Genomic DNA, 19377 nt, shown 5'->3' on the forward strand with positions numbered 1-19377 from the left:
GGGAGGCACGATGAGCATCACCACAAGCGCTGTCAATCATGAAAAGGTCCCTGCACTGCGCTGGCTGCGGATCATTCCGCCGATTCTGATTACCTGCATCATTTCGTATATGGATCGGGTCAACATCGCCTTTGCGATGCCGGGCGGCATGGATGCTGAACTGGGCATCAGCGCCTCGATGGCCGGACTGGCAGGCGGCATTTTCTTCATTGGCTACCTGTTCCTGCAGGTGCCCGGCGGCAGGCTGGCCGTTTACGGCAATGGTAAACGCTTTATTGGCTGGTCGCTGCTGGCCTGGGCGGTGATTTCCATACTGACCGGCATGGCCACCAGTCAGTATCAACTGCTGGCGCTGCGCTTTGCGCTGGGGATCGCCGAAGGCGGCATGTTACCGGTGGTGCTGACGATGATCGGCAACTGGTTCCCGGATGCGGAGCGCGGTCGTGCAAATGCCATCGTGATCATGTTTGTGCCGATCGCCGGGATCATCACGGCTCCGCTCTCAGGCTGGATCATTACCGGCTGGGACTGGCGCATGCTGTTCTACGTGGAAGGCGCGTTATCTCTGGTCGTGATGGCCCTGTGGCATTTCACGATCAGTAACCGCCCGCAGGAAGCGAGATGGATTTCGCCAGCCGAAAAACACTATCTCATCACCACGCTGCATAACGAACAGCTGATGATCAAAGGGCAGAACGTGCGCAACGCCTCGCTGATGCGCGTGATGCGCGAACCGGTTATGTGGCGGCTGATTCTGGTCAATTTCTTCTATCAGACCGGCATTTACGGCTACACGCTGTGGCTGCCCACCATCCTGAAAGGACTGACGCACGGTAATGTGGAGCAGGTGGGCTTTCTGGCCATTCTGCCCTACGTCGGGGCGATCGTCGGCATGTTTCTGTTTTCTGTTCTGTCGGACGCGACCGGACGGCGCAGGCTGTTCGTGGCGCTGCCGCTGGCCGGCTTTGCGCTGTGCATGGCGCTGTCGGTGTTACTGAAAGCGCATATCTGGTGGTCCTACGCGGCGCTGGTGGGCTGTGGCGTCTTTATCCAGTCTGCGGCGGGCGTGTTCTGGAGTATTCCGCCGCGCCTGTTTAATGCCGAGGTGGCTGGCGGCGCGCGCGGCCTGATCAACGCGCTGGGCAACCTGGGCGGCTTCTGCGGTCCCTACATGGTGGGCATTCTGATGGCGTTTTACAGCCGGGATGCCGGGGTTTACAGCCTTGCCATTTCACTGGCGATTGCCGCCCTGCTGGCGATGACGTTGCCCGCACGCTGCGATTCCCCTCAACAGGAGGCATTATGAAACGCTGGCTGGGACTGGACTGTGGCGGCACCTTTATTAAAGCCGGGCTGTACGATATACAGGGCCGCGAGCTGGCCGTCGCCCGGCAAAACCTGCCGGTTGTTGTACCGGAACCGGGTTATGCCGAACGCGATATGACGCTGCTGTGGCACCAGGCGGCAGCCGTCATCCGTGAGGTGCTGACCACCAGCGGCGAGGATGCGGCGTCGGTCGCCGGTATGGGCATTTCCGCACAGGGTAAGGGGCTGTTTCTGCTGGACAAACAGTACCGCCCGCTGGGCAACGGCATCCTCTCCTCTGACCGCCGCGCCCTGAGCCTTGTGCAACAGTGGCAACGGGAAGGCTTGCCGCAGCAACTCTATCCGCTGACCCGACAAACGCTGTGGACCGGCCATCCGGTGTCGCTGCTGCGCTGGATCAAGCAGCATCAGCCACAGCGCTATGCGGCGATTGGCAGCGTCATGATGGCCCATGACTATCTGCGTTTCTGTCTGACCGGCGAGCGGGCATGCGAAGAAACCAATATCTCTGAGTCCAATCTGTATGACATGCAGGCAGCCGACTGGTCGCCTGCACTGGCAGAGATGTCAGGTATCCCGGAGATAATATCGGCACTGCCGCCGATTATCGGCCCGACGCAGATTGCGGGCTATGTCACCGACGGAGCCGCTGCCGAATGCGGTCTGCTGCCCGGTACGCCCGTCGTGGGCGGCCTGTTCGATGTGATGTCAACAGCGCTGTGCGCGGGCCTGAATGATGCGACGCGCCTGAACGCGGTGATGGGAACCTGGTCAGTGACCAGCGGCATTACCGACTGCATCAGCGATGAAGCAGACTATCCCTACGTTTATGGTCGTTATGCCATTGAGGGTCAGTACCTTATCCATGAGGCCAGCCCGACGTCGGCGGCCAATCTGGAATGGTTTTGTGACCAGTGGGGCATTAAGGACTACAGCCAGCTTAATGCGTGGGTAGCAGCGCTGGCGCCCGCCAGCAGCAGTGTGCTGTTTCTGCCTTTCCTGTATGGCACCAATGCCAGTGCCGATCTGCACGGCAGCTTTTTTGGCCTGCAGGCAGGTCACACGCGCGCCCATCTGGTTCAGGCCATCTACGAAGGCGTGGTGTTCTCACATCTGACGCACCTCAACCGTATTCTGCAACGTTTTCCTCAGGTTACCGCCCTGCGTCTGAGCGGTGGGCCCACGCGCTCTGCGCCCTGGATGCAGATGTTCGCCGATGCCAGCGGCCTGACGGTTGAGGTTCCGCAGATCAGTGAGAGCGGCTGTCTGGGCGCGGCGCTGGTGGCGTTAACCGGCACCGGGGCTTATGCCTCACTGCAGGCGGCCCAGCAGGCCCTGGCCCCTGACATCGTGTGCTGGCAACCGGACAGCACGTGCTATGACCGCTACCAGCAAAAGTATCAGCGTTATCAACATCTGATTCGCGTCCTGCGCGACGCCCAGGGAGACCTGCCATGAGCCTGCCCTTACTCCAGCTGGCGCTGGATCACACCACGCTGGATGCCGCACTCAGTACCGCCCGGCAACTGCATCCCCATGTCGACATTATCGAAGCCGGTACGCTTTTGTGCCTGAGCTGCGGTGTTGAGGCCGTACGTCATCTGCGCCAGCAGCACCCGGTAAAAACGCTGGTCGCGGATTACAAAGTAGCGGATGCCGGCGGCACCCTGGCGGAGATGGCTTTTGCGGCAGGGGCTAACTGGATGACGGTGATCTGTGCCGCGCCGCTGGCAACCTTTGCCAGCGCGCTGGCGGTGGCGCAGCAGTACCAGGGGGATATTCAGATCGAACTGTTTGGCAACTGGACGCTGGATGATGCCCGGCAGTGGCGAAAGCTGGGTCTGACCCAGGCTATTTATCACCGTGGACGGGACGCACAGGCCAGCGGGCAACAGTGGAATCAGCACGATCTGGATACCATGAAAGCCTTATCAGATCTGGGTTTTGCCCTGTCCGTCACGGGCGGTATCACCCCGGATGACCTTTCTCAGTTTCGCGATATCGATGTGAAGGCGTTTATTGCCGGCCGCGCCCTGAGCGATGGCGAGAACGGCATTGCATGCGCCACCGCATTTCACCGGGCCATTGGCCGCCATTGGGGGACAGTATGAAACGCCTGCACCCGTTAGGGATTTACGAAAAAGCCCTGCCTGCGAATCTCACCTGGCCAGAACGTCTCGCGCTGGCCAAAGCCTGCGGGTTTGATTTTGTGGAAATGTCGGTCGATGAAACCGATGAACGGCTGGACCGGCTGAACTGGAGCAAAGAGCAGCGCCTGTCGCTGGTCAACGCGACCATCGAAACCGGCGTCACCATTCCTTCCCTGTGCCTGTCCGGCCATCGCCGCTTTCCCTTTGGCAGCCACGATCCGGCGATCCGCCAGCGCGCAGACGATCTGATCGATCAGGCCATCCAGCTGGCGAAAGATGTGGGGATCCGCACGATTCAACTGGCGGGCTATGACGTCTACTACGAACCGCATGATGCAGGCACAGTCGCGCGGTTTGCCGAGGGCTTGTCACGCGCAGTGCAGCGCGCAGCAGCGGCGCAGGTGATGCTGGCGGTGGAGATCATGGATACCGAATTCATGAACGCCATCAGCAAGTGGAAAGCCTGGGAACAGCAGCAGGCTTCTCCGTGGTTTTCCGTTTATCCGGATGTAGGCAATCTCAGCGCCTGGGGCAATGACGTGACTGCCGAACTGACGCTGGGCATTGATCGCATCGCCGCCATTCATTTGAAAGATACCCAACCGGTCACCGCCCATTCGCCGGGGCAGTTCCGCGATGTGCCCTTTGGTGAAGGCTGCGTGGATTTCGTTGGCGTGTTTCGCACGCTCAAAGCGCTGAATTATCGCGGATCGTTCCTGATTGAGATGTGGACCGAGAAAGCCGAGGAGCCGGTTGCCGAGATCGTACAGGCACGGCGCTGGATTGAACAGAAAATGCAGGAAGGAGGCTTACTATGAGCATTGCCATGATGAAAGAGCAGGTGCTGGCGGCAAACCTGGCGCTGCCGCGCCACCATCTGGTGACGTTTACCTGGGGCAACGTCAGCGCCGTCGATCGTGCGCAAGGGCTGATGGCGATTAAGCCCTCCGGCGTGGAATACGACGGCATGACGGCGGACGATATTGTGGTACTGGAACTGGCAAGCGGCCGCGTGGTGGAGGGCACGAAAAAGCCTTCATCGGATACGGCCACCCATCTGGCGCTCTATCAGGCCTTTGAGGACATCGGCGGCATTGTGCACACGCATTCGCGTCATGCCACCATCTGGGCGCAGGCGGGCCAGGACCTGCCTGCCTGGGGCACCACGCACGCTGACTACTTCTATGGTGCCATTCCCTGCACCCGACTGATGACGGAGGCCGAAATTACTCACGATTACGAGCACAATACCGGCGAAGTGATTATCGAAACCTTCCGCTCACGCGGCATCAGCCCGACGGCCATTCCCGCCGTGCTGGTTAATGCTCACGGGCCGTTTGCCTGGGGGAAAGACGCAGATAATGCCGTGCATAACGCAGTCGTGCTGGAGGAAATCGCCTATATGGGGATTTTTTCCCGCCAGCTGACGCCTGATATCACCCGAATGCAGCAGACGTTACTGGATAAACACTTTCTCAGAAAGCATGGAGCAAACGCCTATTACGGCCAGTAATTCTCTTCTTTTTACTCAGCGGGAGCGGTGAAAAATGAAAACAGGGTTTTATCTGACGTCCCCGGCCGATCGGCATTACGGTGCGGCGCTGTGGGCAGGGTTTTGGGGCTGTAACGTCGCCAGTTTTGTCAAATGGGGCACGGAGAATCCGTTTCCGCCCAGAACGCCGGACAGGGCAATTCCCCCCGCCGAGATGCTCCAGGATATGGGAATCAACGTCAGCAACCTGGTCTATCACTATTCCGGTCATGTGGTGAACTGGGGCGTGGCCGGTGTTCATCATCTGTTCTCGATTTTCTTTGCCCTGCTCTACTGCGCCCTGGCCGAGATTATCCCGATCATTACGCTGGGTCAGGGCGTGGCGTTCGCCCTGATCATTACCGTGGCATTTCACGCCGTGATCCTGCCCATAAACGGCTGGGCACCGCCCTTATGGCACCTGCCGCTGGCGGAAATTGCCTCGGAAACGCTGGGACATATTCTGTGGATGTGGACGATAGAAATCTTTCGGCGCGCCCTGGGTGGACACGTATCGCCGCGCCGTGCTGCATGAGTCTGCTGCGCATGTAAGTTATCAATTTTGGTTAAGAACCCTCTGAAATCCTGATGGCGCACTTTTCTCCTTGTGCGCCTAACAGCCTCGATCGCCGCGCTTTATTCAGCAAAAATACGCTATCGTTTGGAAATGTATTTTTCTGCCCGATAAACGGCGGTTGACCATTGTTAAGTCATTTTTACAATACGGCCTACGCTTAACCGTATCGGCTCGCCCGCGCGACCGCCGCTAATGAGTCAACCGACAGGCTGTAACATTCATGAAAATCGTCTCAATCCAGTATCTGCGCGGCCTTGCTGCGTTACTTGTGGTACTGGCGCACAACTCATCGCTGTTAGAGGGTCACTGGACCCGACACATTCCAGGCGCGCTGGGCGTGGACGTGTTCTTTATTATCAGCGGCTTCATCATGACCTTCATTACCCATCAGTTTAACGAAGCCCCGACCTCATTCATGGTGAAACGCTTTTTCCGCATCTGGCCGGTCTTCTTTGTCGTCTGGCTGTTGTCTTTCGCAGTGGTGTATCACGATCGCTCTCTTCATGATATGTCCTGTGCGCTCTATTTCTGTCTGCAGGATTACAGCAGCGCCGGACCGACGTTTGGATTCAGCGCGTTAGGGCCGCCCTGGACGCTGTCTTACGAGATCCTGTTTTACGCCGTTTTCACCGTAGCGATGTGCATCAACTACCGCTATCGCAGCTACCTTTGTGCACTGATTTTCATCGTCTCCAGTGTGGGATTTCAGCTTTACTACAACGGCAGCTTTAACTTTTCCTCCCAGGTTTCGCCACATCTGACGGTGACGCACTGGTGGCAGGCGTGGATTAAGTTAATCAGTAACACTATCTGTATGGAGTTCATCCTGGGGATGCTGCTGGCAGAATTGCTGGTGAAGCGTAAGCTACCGGAACTGGATAACAGAATGCGCCGACTGCTTCAGGCAGGGCTGGTGCTGGCGGTCATTACCGCCCTGATTACAGGACCTCAGCCCTTTGGCCTGCACGGCGGTTTCTGGCTGGCCGCCGCCATCATGATCATGACGGTGATGCTGAGCTACCGTGCCGACACCGGTCACAACCGTACGCTGATTTTCCTGGGGGATATCTCATATTCGCTGTATCTCATCCACTATCCGCTCATGGTACTGCTGATGAACAGCCTGGCAGATAAAGCCTGGACAGATAACCTTATGATTTTCGTACTGTCGGTCAGCGCCAGCGTGGCGCTGGCGTCGGTAATGTTTTTCTACATTGAAAAGCCCGCCATCAAAGCAGGTAAGCGCGTCGCCCGCTGGTTGTCTGCCCCGCTGACGCTGCATCGCAGTTCGTAATCCGGTAAACACAGTGGCCTGAACCGGTCACTGTGTTTGTTGTACTCAAGACGCTGCCAGGATAACGGGCGTGAGGCTTGCCCGGCGCAACACCGGGCAAGAATACCGACTCAGAACAGCACGGAGTAGTTCAGACCAAACGTCCGTCCCCGGCCTTTGTACTGATACAGCGACGGTGAACCATAGGTCGGGCTGTAGTACAGCGGCGCGCGCTGGCCCCATACCGTGGTGTAATCACGATCCAGCAGGTTTTCCACGCTGAAGCTCAGCTTGCCGACAGGCAGTTCATAGCTGCCAATGAAATCAACAGTGGTGTAGCCGTTGATGTTGTAGCCCGCGTCGTCGCTGAGATTAAACGAGGTAGTGCTCTGCACCTTCAGGCTCCACGGATCCGGCGACCAGCCAACATAGGCGGTCGCTTTCGACGGGCTGGCCACTTTCACGTCATATTTTCGCCAGCTGCCATCCACTTTGGACTCGGTTTTGAGCACGTTGAAGTTTGCTCCGGTGCTCCAGTCGGTGTCCGGGATAAAGTAATCCACGGCACCTTCCACCCCATAAATGCGGCGCTTATCGTCAACCACGCTGATCGTCAGGTCCTGATTCTGCTGCACATTCTTGTCTGACAGCGAGTAATAGGCGCTGAGTTGCGTACGCAGATTATCGCCGGTATAGCGCCAGCCCAGTTCCCATGAATCGACTTTGATGCCCTGCAACTTGCTGGCATCCACATTAACGCTGTTGGTCAGCGGGAGATTGCCGTTAACCGCCCGGCCATAGGTGCCGCGCCCGTAATATTTGCCTGGATCGGGCAGCTCAACGCCCTGCGAGAAGTTAAACCAGGCCTGCTGCCGCGCCGTGATATGCATCAGGATACCGGCGTTATACAGGAAGTTATCGTAATCGGTAGAGCCGCCTGGAATCGGATCGGCCGAGCGCGCGGTACCGTTGGCAATTGCCTGCTGCTGAGCGTAACCGACGAAATCATCCACCTTGTTTTCGGTGTACTGATAGCGCACACCGCCACTCAGCGTAAACGTCTCATTGATGTCGTAGCTGGACTGCAGGAAGGTCGCCAGATTAGTAATGTCATAACCCGGATAACGGCCCGTGGTGTAGATGCTCTGGTTGTTCAGCCCGCCCGAGGCGGCAGACTGGCCCAGATCAAAGAACATCTGGTTGGAACTGAAAAGCTCATGATCGGCGTCTACGCCGTAGGTCAGCTGCAGCCCATCGACCGGCTTACTGGTGATCGCCAGCTTACCGCCGTACTGATCGGTGTTCTGCTCTGAGGAGGACAAACTGGTAACGCGTCCGCCGGACACCGTGGGGAACGGATAAAACGCCAGTGACTCGTCCCGGTAGTAAACCTGCCCCACCAGCTCCTGACCAAGAAAATCAGTATTGGAGTACTGCAGGCTGACCAGATGGCGTTCGGTGCCGGGAAGGCGGTCGGAGTTCAGCCCTTTGCGGATGTACGCGGTGCCTCCGCCCGTTACTGCGGAGAAGTTACGCCCAAGATAGAGGCCATAATCGTCATCGCCCTGACTTTTGTAGTACTGCGTGACCAGCTGCAGTTGCTGGTGGTCATCAATCTCCAGCGTGCCGGTGCCCATAATATCCAGACGATCGGAATACTGCAGGCCCGTCTGGGTATTGTCCATCAGCAGTGAATCGCCCTTGCCATCATACCAGCCGCCAAACTTTTGGTAGGCAACGGACAGGCGTCCGGAGGCACGATCGGTGCCGCCGGAGAGGGCAGCCGCCACGCGTTCATCATGGTCTTTGCTACTGTTGAATCCGGTTTTGGTGCCGGTTTCAAACTCAAACTGGGTCCCTGGCTGGCCTTTTTTGGTCACGATATTGATCAGGCCACCGGTACTGCCGCCGCCGTATAGCGAGGTGGAACCGGAGATCACTTCAATATGATCGATATTAAACGGATCGATGGAATCCAGCTGACGGCTGTCGGTACGCGAGGAGTTAAGACGTACGCCATCCACCAGCACCACAATAGCGCGGCCACGCATGTTCATACCGTAGTTGGTGCGGCCCTGGCTACTGACGTCCAGGCCCGGTACCAGCTGTGCCAGTGCATCTTTAAACTCTTTTCCGCCCTGGACCTGTTGCTCCAGTTCGGCCCCTTCAATCACCCAGGTGGTCTGTGCCATTTCCGCCACGGTGCGGTGCGTACGGCTGGCGGAGACAACCATTTCATTCTCACTGGTTTGCTGTGCCACCGCCGGTGCCATCATGGCTAATAACAGCGGATTAAGCAGCCAGATATTTTTGTTTTTAGTCTTCATCGTCGTTCCTGCATGCGAGGTTAAGGTTTACCCCAAGGACTCGGTATAGTTTTGAGTAGATGCAGCACCCTGCTGCGGTTTTTCCCGGCTCGCGCTGCGCCACTGAATCAGGGCAGGCGGCGTGCTGAGATCGAATAAATCACGCCCCAGCGCGCGATTCAGAATACGGGCGGAACGCCAGGCCATCAGGCTGAGTTGCGGTTCAGCGATGCTGTGCGTTTGCATACTGGCGTTGACCGCAAAGATGTTAGTGTCCCTGGGTCCGTTCCACTCCAGCGTGAAATCTTCGCGCACGCTGAACGTGCACTCGTCTTTCATGGTCAGGCGGCTCATCAGCGGTGACAGTAGCTCGGGCAACGCCGGGCGATAACCGGTGGCAAAAATCACCACATCGCACTCAATCAGGTCATAACCCTGATCGAGCTGATGCTGTAACTGCAGCTGCCAGCATTGCTGATGGCGGTTCAGTTCCACCACCGAGCGGCTGGGAAGCAGATGCGCATTGCGCGGCTGTCCCAGCACCTCAAAGCGATGATACAGCTCGCGATAAATCGTCAGCAGCGACGCTGCCGTAATGCCATCCGAAGTCATCTTTTGCTCATCCAGCATGGTCTGGCGCGCCTTCTCACTCAGGCCGACAAAGCTGGATACGTACTCAGGGGTGAAATATTCATTGGCAAAGGCCGCTTCGTCCAGCGCGTTAAAGTTATTGCGGCGCGACACCCAACTGACATTCGCCGGCTCACCCCACTCTCCCCGGAAGGCGTTCAGGAACAGATCGGCACCGCTCTGCCCTCCGCCAATCACGGCAACGCGTTTGCCGCGCAGATCGGGCTTGCGCAGGCTCATCTCACTGGCGTGGAAACAGGTCGCACTGATGCGGTTGACGCACGGCGGCAGATAGGGCTGTTTACCAATGCCGAGACAAATATTGCGTGCGTAGCGCTCACCGTCATGGCTGTGAATCACGAAACGCTGTTTCGTGTCGTCAAACTCGATGCGCTCCACCGTGTGATTAAAGTGCAGGTTATCCATGCCCTCGGCGGCCCAGCGCAGATAGTCAGAAAACTCATCCCGCGATACGGTTCGCAGCTCTGCCGTCATAAAGCGGTAGAATTTCTTACACTTCACAAGGTAGTTCACAAAGCTGAACGGGCTGGTGGGCGCAACTGCCGAGACCAGATCCTTTAAGAACGAGGTCTGCATATGGCAGTCCGGCACCAGCATGCCGGGATGCCAGGCAAAATCCGGCCGACTGTCTAAAAACGCACTGGTAAAACCCTCGGCTTCGTGTGCCAGCGCCGCGATACTCAGGTTGAACGGGCCAATACCGATGCCAATAAAATCAACAGTGTTTGTCATGATTCAGTCCTTGGTGACCAGCCACAGCGGGTTTTGCAGATTTTCCAGGTAAGTGGGCAACATACGGCTCCCGCCATCCTGATCGGGCCAGGTGAGCTTTACCGGGTTCAGCACGACGCGAATGATTTGTGGCTTGAAGAGGGAGAAAAGCGCAAAGCGCGCCGACAGTTGCGGGTGCGCCTGCATGTAATCGCTCAACACTGCGGCAAGCAGTTGGTAAAAGCGCCGCTCGGGTACGCCAAGGCGCGCCATCAACGGCGAAATAAAACGCACAACCGTAACAAAATGTCCGGTTTGCAGGTCATGAATCAAGTAGTCCGCGCTCAGGCGGGCCGTGACATCACGGACCGCCTGAGGCAGAGAGGCCATCTCGGGAAAATCGTCCTTCACCAGCCGCATGTCGCCCTGAAAATCCTTCAGCAGGACGCGCTGCGGAATACTGTCTTTCATCGCCAGAGTAATATTTTGTCCGTGCGCGATCAGCGCCACGCCGTAACGGCACAGCAGGTGATACAGCGGCACGACGACCACGCGAAACATCTGACTGAGCCAGGCCTCGGCGCTCAGGCCCGAGCGGGCAATGTAGGCACCGATAAGCGGCTGTCCCTGCTCATCGCACTCCATCAACGTCGCCATCAGAATCGGCGTTTCGTCCTGATGCAGCCAGCGCGCAGGATTTTCGCGCCAAATCACGCCCAGCATTTCCTGGTAGCGATAGGGGGCTTCGGCCAGCGCGGCGTAACCTTGATGAGCGACATAGCCTGCGGCCGGTTCGCCCAAAATCACCGCCCCGCTTTGCTGCAACGTTGCATCAGTAGCAAAGACATGTTGTAACCAGCGCGAGGCCAGCGGGCCCGCCGCGATGTATTTGCCAGGAATGCCGCGATAGCAGGAAGTGTTGTAGATCGTCAGCGGCAGTTTGATATCCAGTCCGCCCTGACGGCTGGCGTTGGTCAGCGTGCGCAGTGACTGCTGTGCCAGCCACCGATCGCCAAACTCGCCCAGCGAGACCATTTTGCCAGTGGCCAGATCCGCGACAAAATCGAGTGCGATTTTTTGCTGCCATTGCCAGGGATGAACCGGTAACGGCAGCCAGCTGTCGTCCAGTCCCTGTGCCTGCCAGGCCTCGGTGAACCGGGCATATTCGCCGTCATCCATCGCGGCATGCAGCAGTTGCTGGATGTCCAGAGCGCTGTCGCAGCGCCAGACCAGATGCTCACGCTGAACCGCCAGCCAGTGCAGGCGGAACGTGTTCAGGTATTCCGGGGCGTAGCGCGCCAGTGCCGCCAGTCCCCAGCCGCGTCGGCCTTTGTTGAAGACAAATTTGGGATGGCCGCTGAGCAGGCACTGCAGGCGGTCGGCATCCAGATCGATAAGCGCGTCCGCGCTCATTCCCTGACGCGCCTGCATAAGCTGAAGATCGCCGCGCAAGGTGGCGTAGAGATCCTGCATATGCTCCGCTACCGTGGCATCGCTCATCGACAGCACCGGCTGTAACTGGCAGAGCAGGGTTTGGGCCAGTACTGGCGTATCTGCACAACGCAGGCTTTGCGCATCGATCCATAGCCAGCCCCAGATGCCGCGTTCGGCGGTAAAGTGCCACTCAGCGCCCGGCAGGCTGATGCAGTAACGGTTATCGCCCTGCGCCTGGGCCTGAAAGACCTGCTCGTACTCCAGCTCGGCCAGCATTTTCGCCACCAGCTGACGGTTCACGGTTTCCCATGCGTGCGGATTCATCACAGGCCCACCTCGCTGAAGAAGCGGGCACGCCGGGTCATCACCAGGCGAGAGCGCTTGTGAGGGAAGTCGAACTCTTTAACGGTGGCATAGCCCGCAGGTGCCAGATGACGGAACAGGCGCTGATTATCAGCGCGTGGCTCCAGCACCAGGCGCTGGGTGTGCGGGTTATCCAGGAACAGGTAGTGGCTGATACCGCGCAGCCAGCTCTGCACATAGTGCGGTCCGCGCCACTGCGATTCGCCCACCAGCAGGTGCAGGCCGCGGTCATACGGCTGCCAGCTGTAGTGGCGTCCGATACGGTCTTCGGCGGCCCAGTAGATTTCAAAGTAGCTGAAAGGCGCATCATCAAAACAGCCAATCAGCGGAAAGGCATAGCTGCTGGTGAGCTGGCGTTGCAGGTAGGCGGTCTGCACTGCCAGCGATCCGCTCTGCTCCCAAAAATAATCCACGCGCGGATCGTTCATCCAGCGGGTGAACATCTCGGCATCCCGCGCAGGATCGGCCACGCGGAAACTCAGCGTCCGGCGCACACGCGGATCGTAACGGCGATAGACTTCGCCTTGAGGACGCGGCGGACGCTGGGGGAAGTAAATCTCACGTTCGGCATCAAAGACCATCTCGCCGGACGCCTGCTGACGCGGCGTGGACAGCCACAGCGGCAGTTGCCAGAACACCTCGCGGTGCACGATATCGCTTTTCAGCGCGGCAAACAGGGCCAGCGCCTGCGGCTCTTCCCGCCATTCGGCATAGGGCAACACAATGGCGGAAAGCGACGGAGCCGCGATAAACATCTGATCCAGCGCATCACGCAACCAGCCTTCGGCAAGCGGGCCGGTATAATGCAGGACCGCACTGTTGTCCTGTCCCCAGCCCAGATTCAGGGCCTTACCAGACTTCTCGCAGCGCAAACCGTGGCCGCTGTGAACAATCGTTGCCTGAGACATTTAGCGCTCCTGGGACAGAAGGGGATTGGTGAAGTTGAAGTAGATTACCGACGGATCGACGATGGTGTTTTCGTTGTGATCGTGCAGGTAACAGAAGAAGTTGCCTTTCACATTCCAGTGCGGACTTTCCAGCACGTAATCGAGACAGTCCGTGTGCGTGACCTCGCAACGCAGCGCAGACAGCGCATCACGTACGCGCGCCATCAGGTGCGTTTCGCTGTCCATGCCCGCCGCGCCCAGTGCCGCCGTGACCGCGAACGTGGAATTCACTAACAGGTAATAGGGGAAATAGCGCAGCAGCTGTTCGCGGCTAAAGACATTTTCTGCCTGCGCTTCGCCAGTCTCATCCAGCCAGCCTGCGGCGTGCGGCATAAAGGCACTGCCCTGGCAATCGCGATAGATCAGGCCAACCGGCAGGTCTTGTGCCATTTCCACCAGGATATTTTGCTGATGCGCTAACAGCACCAGTCCGTAATCGGCTTCGGCCGTAAACAGCGGTTTCAGCACCTGCTGGCAGTATGCGTCCACCCAGGCATGGGCGGCCTGTTGTTCGCTGATACGCAGGCGCTGGCTCAGGCGCTTAACCGCCGCCGTCAGCAGTGCGTCGCCGCCGTCCGGCGCGGACTGCGTCAGGGAGACCAGCACGTTGGTCTGACTCTGCGGCTGGTCGACAATCAGGTTTTCACGCAGTGCGAACAGGCTCTCTTCCCTGATCGTGCCCTGCATATCACGCAGCCCGGCCCAGCCGTCTTCCTGCATCACACGAAACGTCGGGAAACGCGCCTGCATCGCCTGCCAGCGCGCGGTCTGCGCCAGCCGCGCCAGCCGCATGCCGCGTTTGATTTCTTTCACCGATAAAGTGCGGACGGAGTTAGTGAGTCGCACGCTCAGCGAGAACTTGATCATGTCACGACTGGTCGCGCAATAGAGCGAGCGTGATGACGTGGTGGGCAGCCAGGATGTTCCCGCCTCACCCAGATCCTGTAGCCGTCCTTGCTCCATCAGTTGCTGACACCAGCTCTGCTGCAGCAAATAGTCCGCCTGCCAGGGATGCAGCGGGAATAACCACCGCTGGTCCGTCAGCGCATGCAGCAGCTGCGGTGCGTTCTCGGCCGCAAAACGCGTCAGGCGCTGCTGTAAGTTCAGTTTCAGGCTGTCGCCCGCCAGGTAGTCTTTATCCACCGCGAACCAGCGCAGCGGAAAATGCGGGGCAAAATCGGGCAGGTAGCGTCTGGCCTGCTGCGGCGTGAAAGGTTCGTGCGATTTGGGGGCAGGATGGAAAGCGTGCCCGACCAGCAGCGCCTGTTCGGCCTCGGCAAAATTGAGTGCGTTTTCGCGCAGGCCGCACCAGTCATGACGGGACGCCGCCGCTTCGCGGGTGTGAGCATGACTTTGCATTACGCGCTGGTAAAACGCCTCGCAGCCTGCGACGGGCAGCGCGTGCTGGTGTTGTAACTTATCGACAATCAGCCTGGCGACGGTTTCAAACGCCACCGGTTGGCTGCCACGCTGCGTCACCAGCCGGGCCGGAAAGACAAAACGGTGGTGCTGCGTCGGAGAAAAGTAAGCCACCTTAAAGTGTAAGGTCTGCTGTTCATCCAACGGGATCGTCAGTTCGGCGGGGTCACCCTGGCTCAACTGCCAGTCCCTGGTTTCACGGATCAGGGCGTTCAGGAAGCATTGTGCCGCCACGTCCCAGGCCCCATCATGCGTTGATTGTATCATTATCAAACAATTTCCAGTCGTTATGATAATGCGAATTCTGCCGATAATAGTTCTCATTATCAACGACAATTGTTAGAATTGGCAGAATAAATTTTACAAATACATACAACAAAGATACGGGTTAGCAACATCGTGACATCTCCTGAACTGGCCATGACGCAAAAAAAAGCGTTAGCAAACTGGCCTTTAGCCATCAGCGCCGGGTTGCTGGGTGTGGGACAAAATGGCCTGCTGGTCGCGATTCCGGTGCTGGTTGCTCAGACCAGCCTGAGCCTGTCGGTGTGGGCAGGACTGTTAACGCTCGGCTCCATGTTGTTTTTGCCCGCGTCGCCGTGGTGGGGAAAGCAGATTGCCCGTCAGGGAAGTAAACCAGTGGTCCTGTGGTCGCTGGCCGGTTACGGCACCAGCTTTTTGCTGCTCGGTCTGGGCTGTGCGCTGCTGTCTGTGCAGGCCGTCAGCGCACCGATTGGATTAGGCATATTAATTATTGCCCGGGTTTTTTATGGTTTGATGGTATCGGCCATGGTGCCCGCCTGTCAGGTATGGGCGCTGCACCGGGCGGGCGAAGAGAAGCGCATGACGGCGCTGGCGACCATCAGCTCCGGCCTGAGCTGTGGCCGACTTTTTGGCCCCCTCTGCGCAGCCGGAATGCTGGTGATTCATCCGCTGGCCCCGCTGGCGCTGTTGGTGGTGGCGCCGCTGCTGGCGCTGGCGCTGTTGCTGCCGTTACAACGTTCGGCCCCGCAGCCAGCGGTGACGCGTAAAAACGCCCGCCTGCGCCCTCATTGCCTGCCCTACCTGTTATGCGCCCTGCTGCTGGCGGCCACCGTCAGCCTGATGCAACTGGGGCTGTCTCCGGCGCTGGCCCGACAATTTGCCGGGCAGACGGCGGCGATAAGCCATCAGGTTGCCTGGCTGCTGAGCGTTGCCGCCATCGCGTCGCTGAGTGCGCAGTTTCTGGTGTTGCATCCGCAGTTACTGACACCGCTTTCACTGCTAATCAGCGCCGGGATCCTGATGGCGCTGGGCCTGGGCATGATGCTGACCACGTCGCTCTGGCTGTTTTATGTCGGCTGTGCCGTGATGTCGTTCGGTGCGGCGCTCGGCACACCCGCCTATCAGTTGCTGCTCAACGACACGCTGGCAGACGGCGCCGGAGCAGGCTGGATCGCCACCAGCCATACGCTGGGCTATGGCTTGTGTGCCCTTCTGGTGCCAGTGATCACGCACTCGCACGGCGAAGCCGCGCTGATTGCCGCCGCACTCACTGCCGCCATGCTCTTTATTGCCCTGTCGGGGCTGATCTGGCGTTCACGATCAGCCTTATCGGCTCATTAACCACAAGGAACGACGATGGCTGACGTCCCTGCTTACCGCCTTTTTGAGGTCAAACTGGCCCGCAAACATCACCTTTCACCTTCGATGCTGAGCCTGGTATTTAACGGGCCCGACGTGGCACAGATGAAATCGGATGCGCCCGACCAGCGGATTAAGATTTTGCTGCCTGCCGAAGATGGCAGCCTGCCCGACCTGCCCAATAACGATGAGTGGTACCAGACGATTCTGTCGCTGCCCAAAGCGCAGCGGCCGCTGCTGCGCACCTATACGCTGCGCCACCTGGATGTCCAACGTGAGGAGCTGACCATTGAGTTTGTCAGCCACGGTACAGAAGGTCCGGCCTCGGCCTGGGCCATCAACGCGAAACCGGGCGACAGCCTGGTGATCGTTGCGCCGAATGCGGCGTTTGAGGTCGACAGCGGTGGCTATGAATGGACGCCGCCAGACGGCCTGCGCAATGCGCTGCTGATTGCCGATGAAACCGCCTTGCCTGCCGCGAAAGGCATTCTGGAATCGCTGGCCCGCCAGCCCCACCCGCCCCGGGTTCAGGCTTTTTTTGAGGTGCCGGATGCTGAGGATTGCGTCGATTTACAGGCGTACGCGTTTGCCGACATTGTGTGGTTGCCCCGCAAACCTGCGTTTGCTTCACATGGTGAATGCCTGATCGCGGCAATTCAGTCCCAGGTCAGCGTACCCGATGGCGGCCAGCAGCAGGCCGTGCAGGAAGAGGAAGACGGTGAGTTACTGTGGGATCGTGCGCAGGCGCGCAACAATGAATTTTACGGCTGGGTGGCCGCCGAATCGACCGTCGTGAAACTGCTGCGTCGCCATCTGATTGGCGAGCGCGGCGTTGATCGCGAAGCGATTAACTTTATGGCGTACTGGGCCAAAAAGCGGGCACACTAAGCGTCTTCTTAAGCGCATTTTATTCAGGGAAGCCAGCATGATTTCAGGACGTTGTTTATGCGGAACGGTGGTATTCAGGCTGACACAAAAGCCCAGTCATTTTTACCGCTGCCACTGTTCGCTGTGTCGTCGCCAGACCGGCACGGGCCATAATCTGGCGACGATCGTTAATGCAGACCACTTTCGCTGGTTGGCCGGTGAAACCTTTATCGCCAGCTGGCGTCGCCCGCAGGGATACCGCAATGACTTCTGCAGGAACTGTGGATCCACCGTGCCGAACGACTTACGTGACCGGCCGCTGATCTGGCTGCCGATTGGCCTGCTGGATGACGATCTTGATCTGCATTGCGCCGGCGACTATTGCCTGGACGATGCCCTGTCGTGGAGCGGTCATCCGGTTGAAAACCGCCATCAGCAGGCTCCTGACTCGCTGGATGCCCTGCTTCACGCCCTGCACGTCACACCGTAAATCCAGTCCGCCGCGTAACTGGCGCACGAAAGCTGTGCCGTGGCGGATCGTCTGCCCGGCCCGTGGCGCCCGTTACGGTACGTCCGTTTGCGGTGCCGTTTTCAGCAGGTCAAGTAAGGTCGCGATGGGCGGATCCAGCATGATAATGTCTTTTTTAATCAGCAGATGCAGCGTGGTGGCGCGGCGCACCCCATGCCGAAGCGGCAATATCTTCAGGATGCCCTGTGCCAGTTCGTGACGGATGCGCGCCTGCGGAATCCAGCCATAGCCCACCTGATGCATTACCGCTTCTACCGCCGCGTCAATGGTTTAGAAAGACCAGTAATCGCCACTGCTGCTTTCATTCTGCACTGTAAAATGTTCGCGATCCGCAATGCGAATCAGCGGATACCGCGCCAGTTGTTCCTCATCCAGGTCTACGCCGCATTGATGCAAGGGGTGATCGCGATGCGCCACCGCGACAAAATCCACGTTCATCAACCACTCGCCCCGCCCGGCCATATCCTGGCGCTGGGTTACCACCATCACATCGGCCTCAGCATAATCGGTATCGGTTTCGAGCACTTCGGTGAGATTAATTTGCGTGTGTGGGTGGCGTTGCTGAAAGGTTTTCAGGACAGCGAACAGGCGGCGGCGCGGAAAGATGCTGTCCACCACCAGATCCAGTTTGGTTCTGACGCCGCTGCGTATGGCGCCCGCATACGCCTCCAGCGAATGAAACGCCTTAAGAAGCGGTCGCACCTGCGCCAGCAGCAATTCACCGGCGGGCGTAAGTACCGCTTTGCGCCCCTCAATGTGCAGTAAGGTGATGCCAATACGCTGTTGCAGCATGGCAAGATTGTAACTGACTGAGGACTGGCTGCGGTTGGTCAGGTCGGCGGCTTTTGCAAAGCTGCCTTCTTTCATAACCTTATCCAGCAGGCTCCATTGTTCCAGCGTGGTTTTATGCATCATCAATCCATTTTTTGAATGGTTTTCATCATAAATTAGCGTTTTTAATTCATAAAGTGAATGACTAAGCTGGATTCACCAACAGAGGAGAACGAAAGATGAGCAGCTTCGACAAACACAATCTTGACGGTTTCACAGGTAAACATCTGGTTTATACCTACGACAACGGCTGGAATTATGAGCTGTACATTAAAAACGAAGACACCATTGATCATCGTATCCACAGCGGGATGGTGGGCAATCGTTGGGTCAAAGACCAACACGTTTATATCGTCAGAGTCGCGGAAAATAGCTATAAAGTGTCCTGGACCGAACCTACCGGCACCAGCGTCAGCCTGATTGCCAACATGAGCGACAAGCTGTTCCACGGCACCATTTTCTTCCCACGCTGGGTCATCAATAATCCTGAACGTACCGTCTGTTTCCAGAACGACCATCTGGACGAAATGGCGAAATACCGCGATGCGGGCCCAAACTACCCAATCGAAGTGATCGATGAGTTTGCCACGATTACCTTTGTACGGGATGCCGGAAAAAATAACGAAGACGTGATTGCCTGCGCGGCAAGCGAGCTGCCGGCGAATTTCCCTGAAAACTTAAAATAATCACCAGGCAGGAAAGGGGCTAAGCCCTGAGGGATCCCCACAAATTGACGCTAATAAACCAGCACCATTTTGTGGTAAACCCTTGTTAAATTGTTAAGAACGTCCTTCAGGGATATTCGCCTGAGCATTAGCGGAGAATGCCGTAAAATATTC

16 protein-coding genes and 1 pseudogene are annotated in these 19377 nt (G+C 58.0%); 11 read left to right on the forward strand and 6 right to left on the reverse strand.

Annotated elements, in window-relative coordinates; genetic code table 11:
• Positions 1 to 10 precede the first annotated feature (10 nt).
• The 7 genes from F7Q90_RS16785 to F7Q90_RS16815 all read left to right on the forward strand — a co-directional run bounded on the left by F7Q90_RS16785 (position 11) and on the right by F7Q90_RS16815 (position 6878).
• Positions 11 to 1306: an MFS transporter gene (locus F7Q90_RS16785; protein WP_006121627.1), complete on the forward strand. Its 1296-nt coding sequence runs from the start codon at positions 11 to 13 to the stop codon at positions 1304 to 1306.
• Positions 1303 to 2784, forward strand: a complete 1482-nt coding sequence (locus F7Q90_RS16790) for an FGGY-family carbohydrate kinase (protein WP_006121628.1) — start codon at positions 1303 to 1305, stop codon at positions 2782 to 2784. The genes F7Q90_RS16785 and F7Q90_RS16790 overlap by 4 nt, the downstream gene beginning before the upstream one ends.
• Positions 2781 to 3437 carry a 3-keto-L-gulonate-6-phosphate decarboxylase UlaD gene (ulaD, locus tag F7Q90_RS16795; protein WP_006121630.1) on the forward strand — a complete coding sequence of 219 codons (657 nt, stop codon included), beginning with the start codon at positions 2781 to 2783 and terminating at the stop codon, positions 3435 to 3437. Before F7Q90_RS16790 ends, ulaD begins: the two co-directional genes overlap by 4 nt.
• Positions 3434 to 4294 carry an L-ribulose-5-phosphate 3-epimerase gene (locus F7Q90_RS16800; protein WP_006121631.1) on the forward strand — a complete coding sequence of 287 codons (861 nt, stop codon included), beginning with the start codon at positions 3434 to 3436 and terminating at the stop codon, positions 4292 to 4294. The genes ulaD and F7Q90_RS16800 overlap by 4 nt, the downstream gene beginning before the upstream one ends.
• Complete coding sequence (gene araD, locus F7Q90_RS16805) at positions 4291 to 4989, forward strand: L-ribulose-5-phosphate 4-epimerase (RefSeq protein WP_006121633.1); 699 nt, start codon at positions 4291 to 4293, stop codon at positions 4987 to 4989. Before F7Q90_RS16800 ends, araD begins: the two co-directional genes overlap by 4 nt.
• Before the next feature lie 34 nt (positions 4990 to 5023).
• Positions 5024 to 5542 (forward strand): YagU family protein, encoded by a 519-nt coding sequence (locus F7Q90_RS16810; protein WP_006121635.1) that lies wholly within the window; start codon positions 5024 to 5026, stop codon positions 5540 to 5542.
• Positions 5543 to 5804: 262 nt separating this feature from the next.
• A complete protein-coding gene (locus tag F7Q90_RS16815) occupies positions 5805 to 6878 on the forward strand; it encodes an acyltransferase family protein (protein ID WP_006121637.1) in 1074 nt (357 codons plus the stop codon).
• A gap of 110 nt (positions 6879 to 6988) precedes the next feature.
• Here F7Q90_RS16815 and iutA read toward each other — a convergent pair whose 3' ends face one another.
• The 5 genes from iutA to iucA are packed head-to-tail and all read right to left on the reverse strand — an operon-like array spanning position 6989 to position 14955.
• Positions 6989 to 9184: a ferric aerobactin receptor IutA gene (gene iutA, locus F7Q90_RS16820; RefSeq protein WP_006121639.1), complete on the reverse strand. Its 2196-nt coding sequence runs from the start codon at positions 9182 to 9184 to the stop codon at positions 6989 to 6991.
• A gap of 27 nt (positions 9185 to 9211) precedes the next feature.
• On the reverse strand, positions 9212 to 10546 hold the full coding sequence (gene iucD, locus F7Q90_RS16825; protein ID WP_006121641.1) for an NADPH-dependent L-lysine N(6)-monooxygenase: 1335 nt from the start codon (positions 10544 to 10546) through the stop codon (positions 9212 to 9214).
• 3 nt (positions 10547 to 10549) lie between these two features.
• Positions 10550 to 12283, reverse strand: a complete 1734-nt coding sequence (iucC, locus tag F7Q90_RS16830) for an aerobactin synthase IucC (RefSeq protein WP_006121643.1) — start codon at positions 12281 to 12283, stop codon at positions 10550 to 10552.
• Positions 12283 to 13230 (reverse strand): GNAT family N-acetyltransferase, encoded by a 948-nt coding sequence (iucB, locus tag F7Q90_RS16835; RefSeq protein ID WP_006121645.1) that lies wholly within the window; start codon positions 13228 to 13230, stop codon positions 12283 to 12285. The genes iucC and iucB overlap by 1 nt, the downstream gene beginning before the upstream one ends.
• Positions 13231 to 14955 (reverse strand): aerobactin synthase IucA, encoded by a 1725-nt coding sequence (gene iucA, locus F7Q90_RS16840; RefSeq protein ID WP_006121646.1) that lies wholly within the window; start codon positions 14953 to 14955, stop codon positions 13231 to 13233.
• A gap of 132 nt (positions 14956 to 15087) precedes the next feature.
• Between iucA and F7Q90_RS16845 the strand changes: the two genes are divergently transcribed.
• From F7Q90_RS16845 to F7Q90_RS16855, 3 genes are read left to right on the forward strand one after another with little or no spacing between them, the layout of a single operon-like run.
• Positions 15088 to 16293: an MFS transporter gene (locus tag F7Q90_RS16845; protein WP_006121647.1), complete on the forward strand. Its 1206-nt coding sequence runs from the start codon at positions 15088 to 15090 to the stop codon at positions 16291 to 16293.
• A gap of 15 nt (positions 16294 to 16308) precedes the next feature.
• The gene (locus F7Q90_RS16850; protein WP_006121649.1) at positions 16309 to 17199 is read left to right on the forward strand and encodes a siderophore-interacting protein; all 891 of its coding nucleotides are present in this window, start codon (positions 16309 to 16311) and stop codon (positions 17197 to 17199) included.
• Positions 17200 to 17236: 37 nt separating this feature from the next.
• The gene (locus F7Q90_RS16855; protein ID WP_039339024.1) at positions 17237 to 17668 is read left to right on the forward strand and encodes a GFA family protein; all 432 of its coding nucleotides are present in this window, start codon (positions 17237 to 17239) and stop codon (positions 17666 to 17668) included.
• Between the two features lie 72 nt (positions 17669 to 17740).
• Here F7Q90_RS16855 and F7Q90_RS16860 read toward each other — a convergent pair.
• A pseudogene (locus tag F7Q90_RS16860) lies at positions 17741 to 18619 on the reverse strand (LysR family transcriptional regulator).
• 98 nt (positions 18620 to 18717) lie between these two features.
• Between F7Q90_RS16860 and F7Q90_RS16865 the strand changes: the two are divergent.
• A complete protein-coding gene (locus F7Q90_RS16865; protein ID WP_006121653.1) occupies positions 18718 to 19224 on the forward strand; it encodes a phenolic acid decarboxylase in 507 nt (168 codons plus the stop codon).
• The last annotated feature ends 153 nt before the right edge of the window (positions 19225 to 19377 follow it).

This window comes from Pantoea stewartii subsp. stewartii, assembly GCF_008801695.1.
Lineage (GTDB): Bacteria > Pseudomonadota > Gammaproteobacteria > Enterobacterales > Enterobacteriaceae > Pantoea > Pantoea stewartii.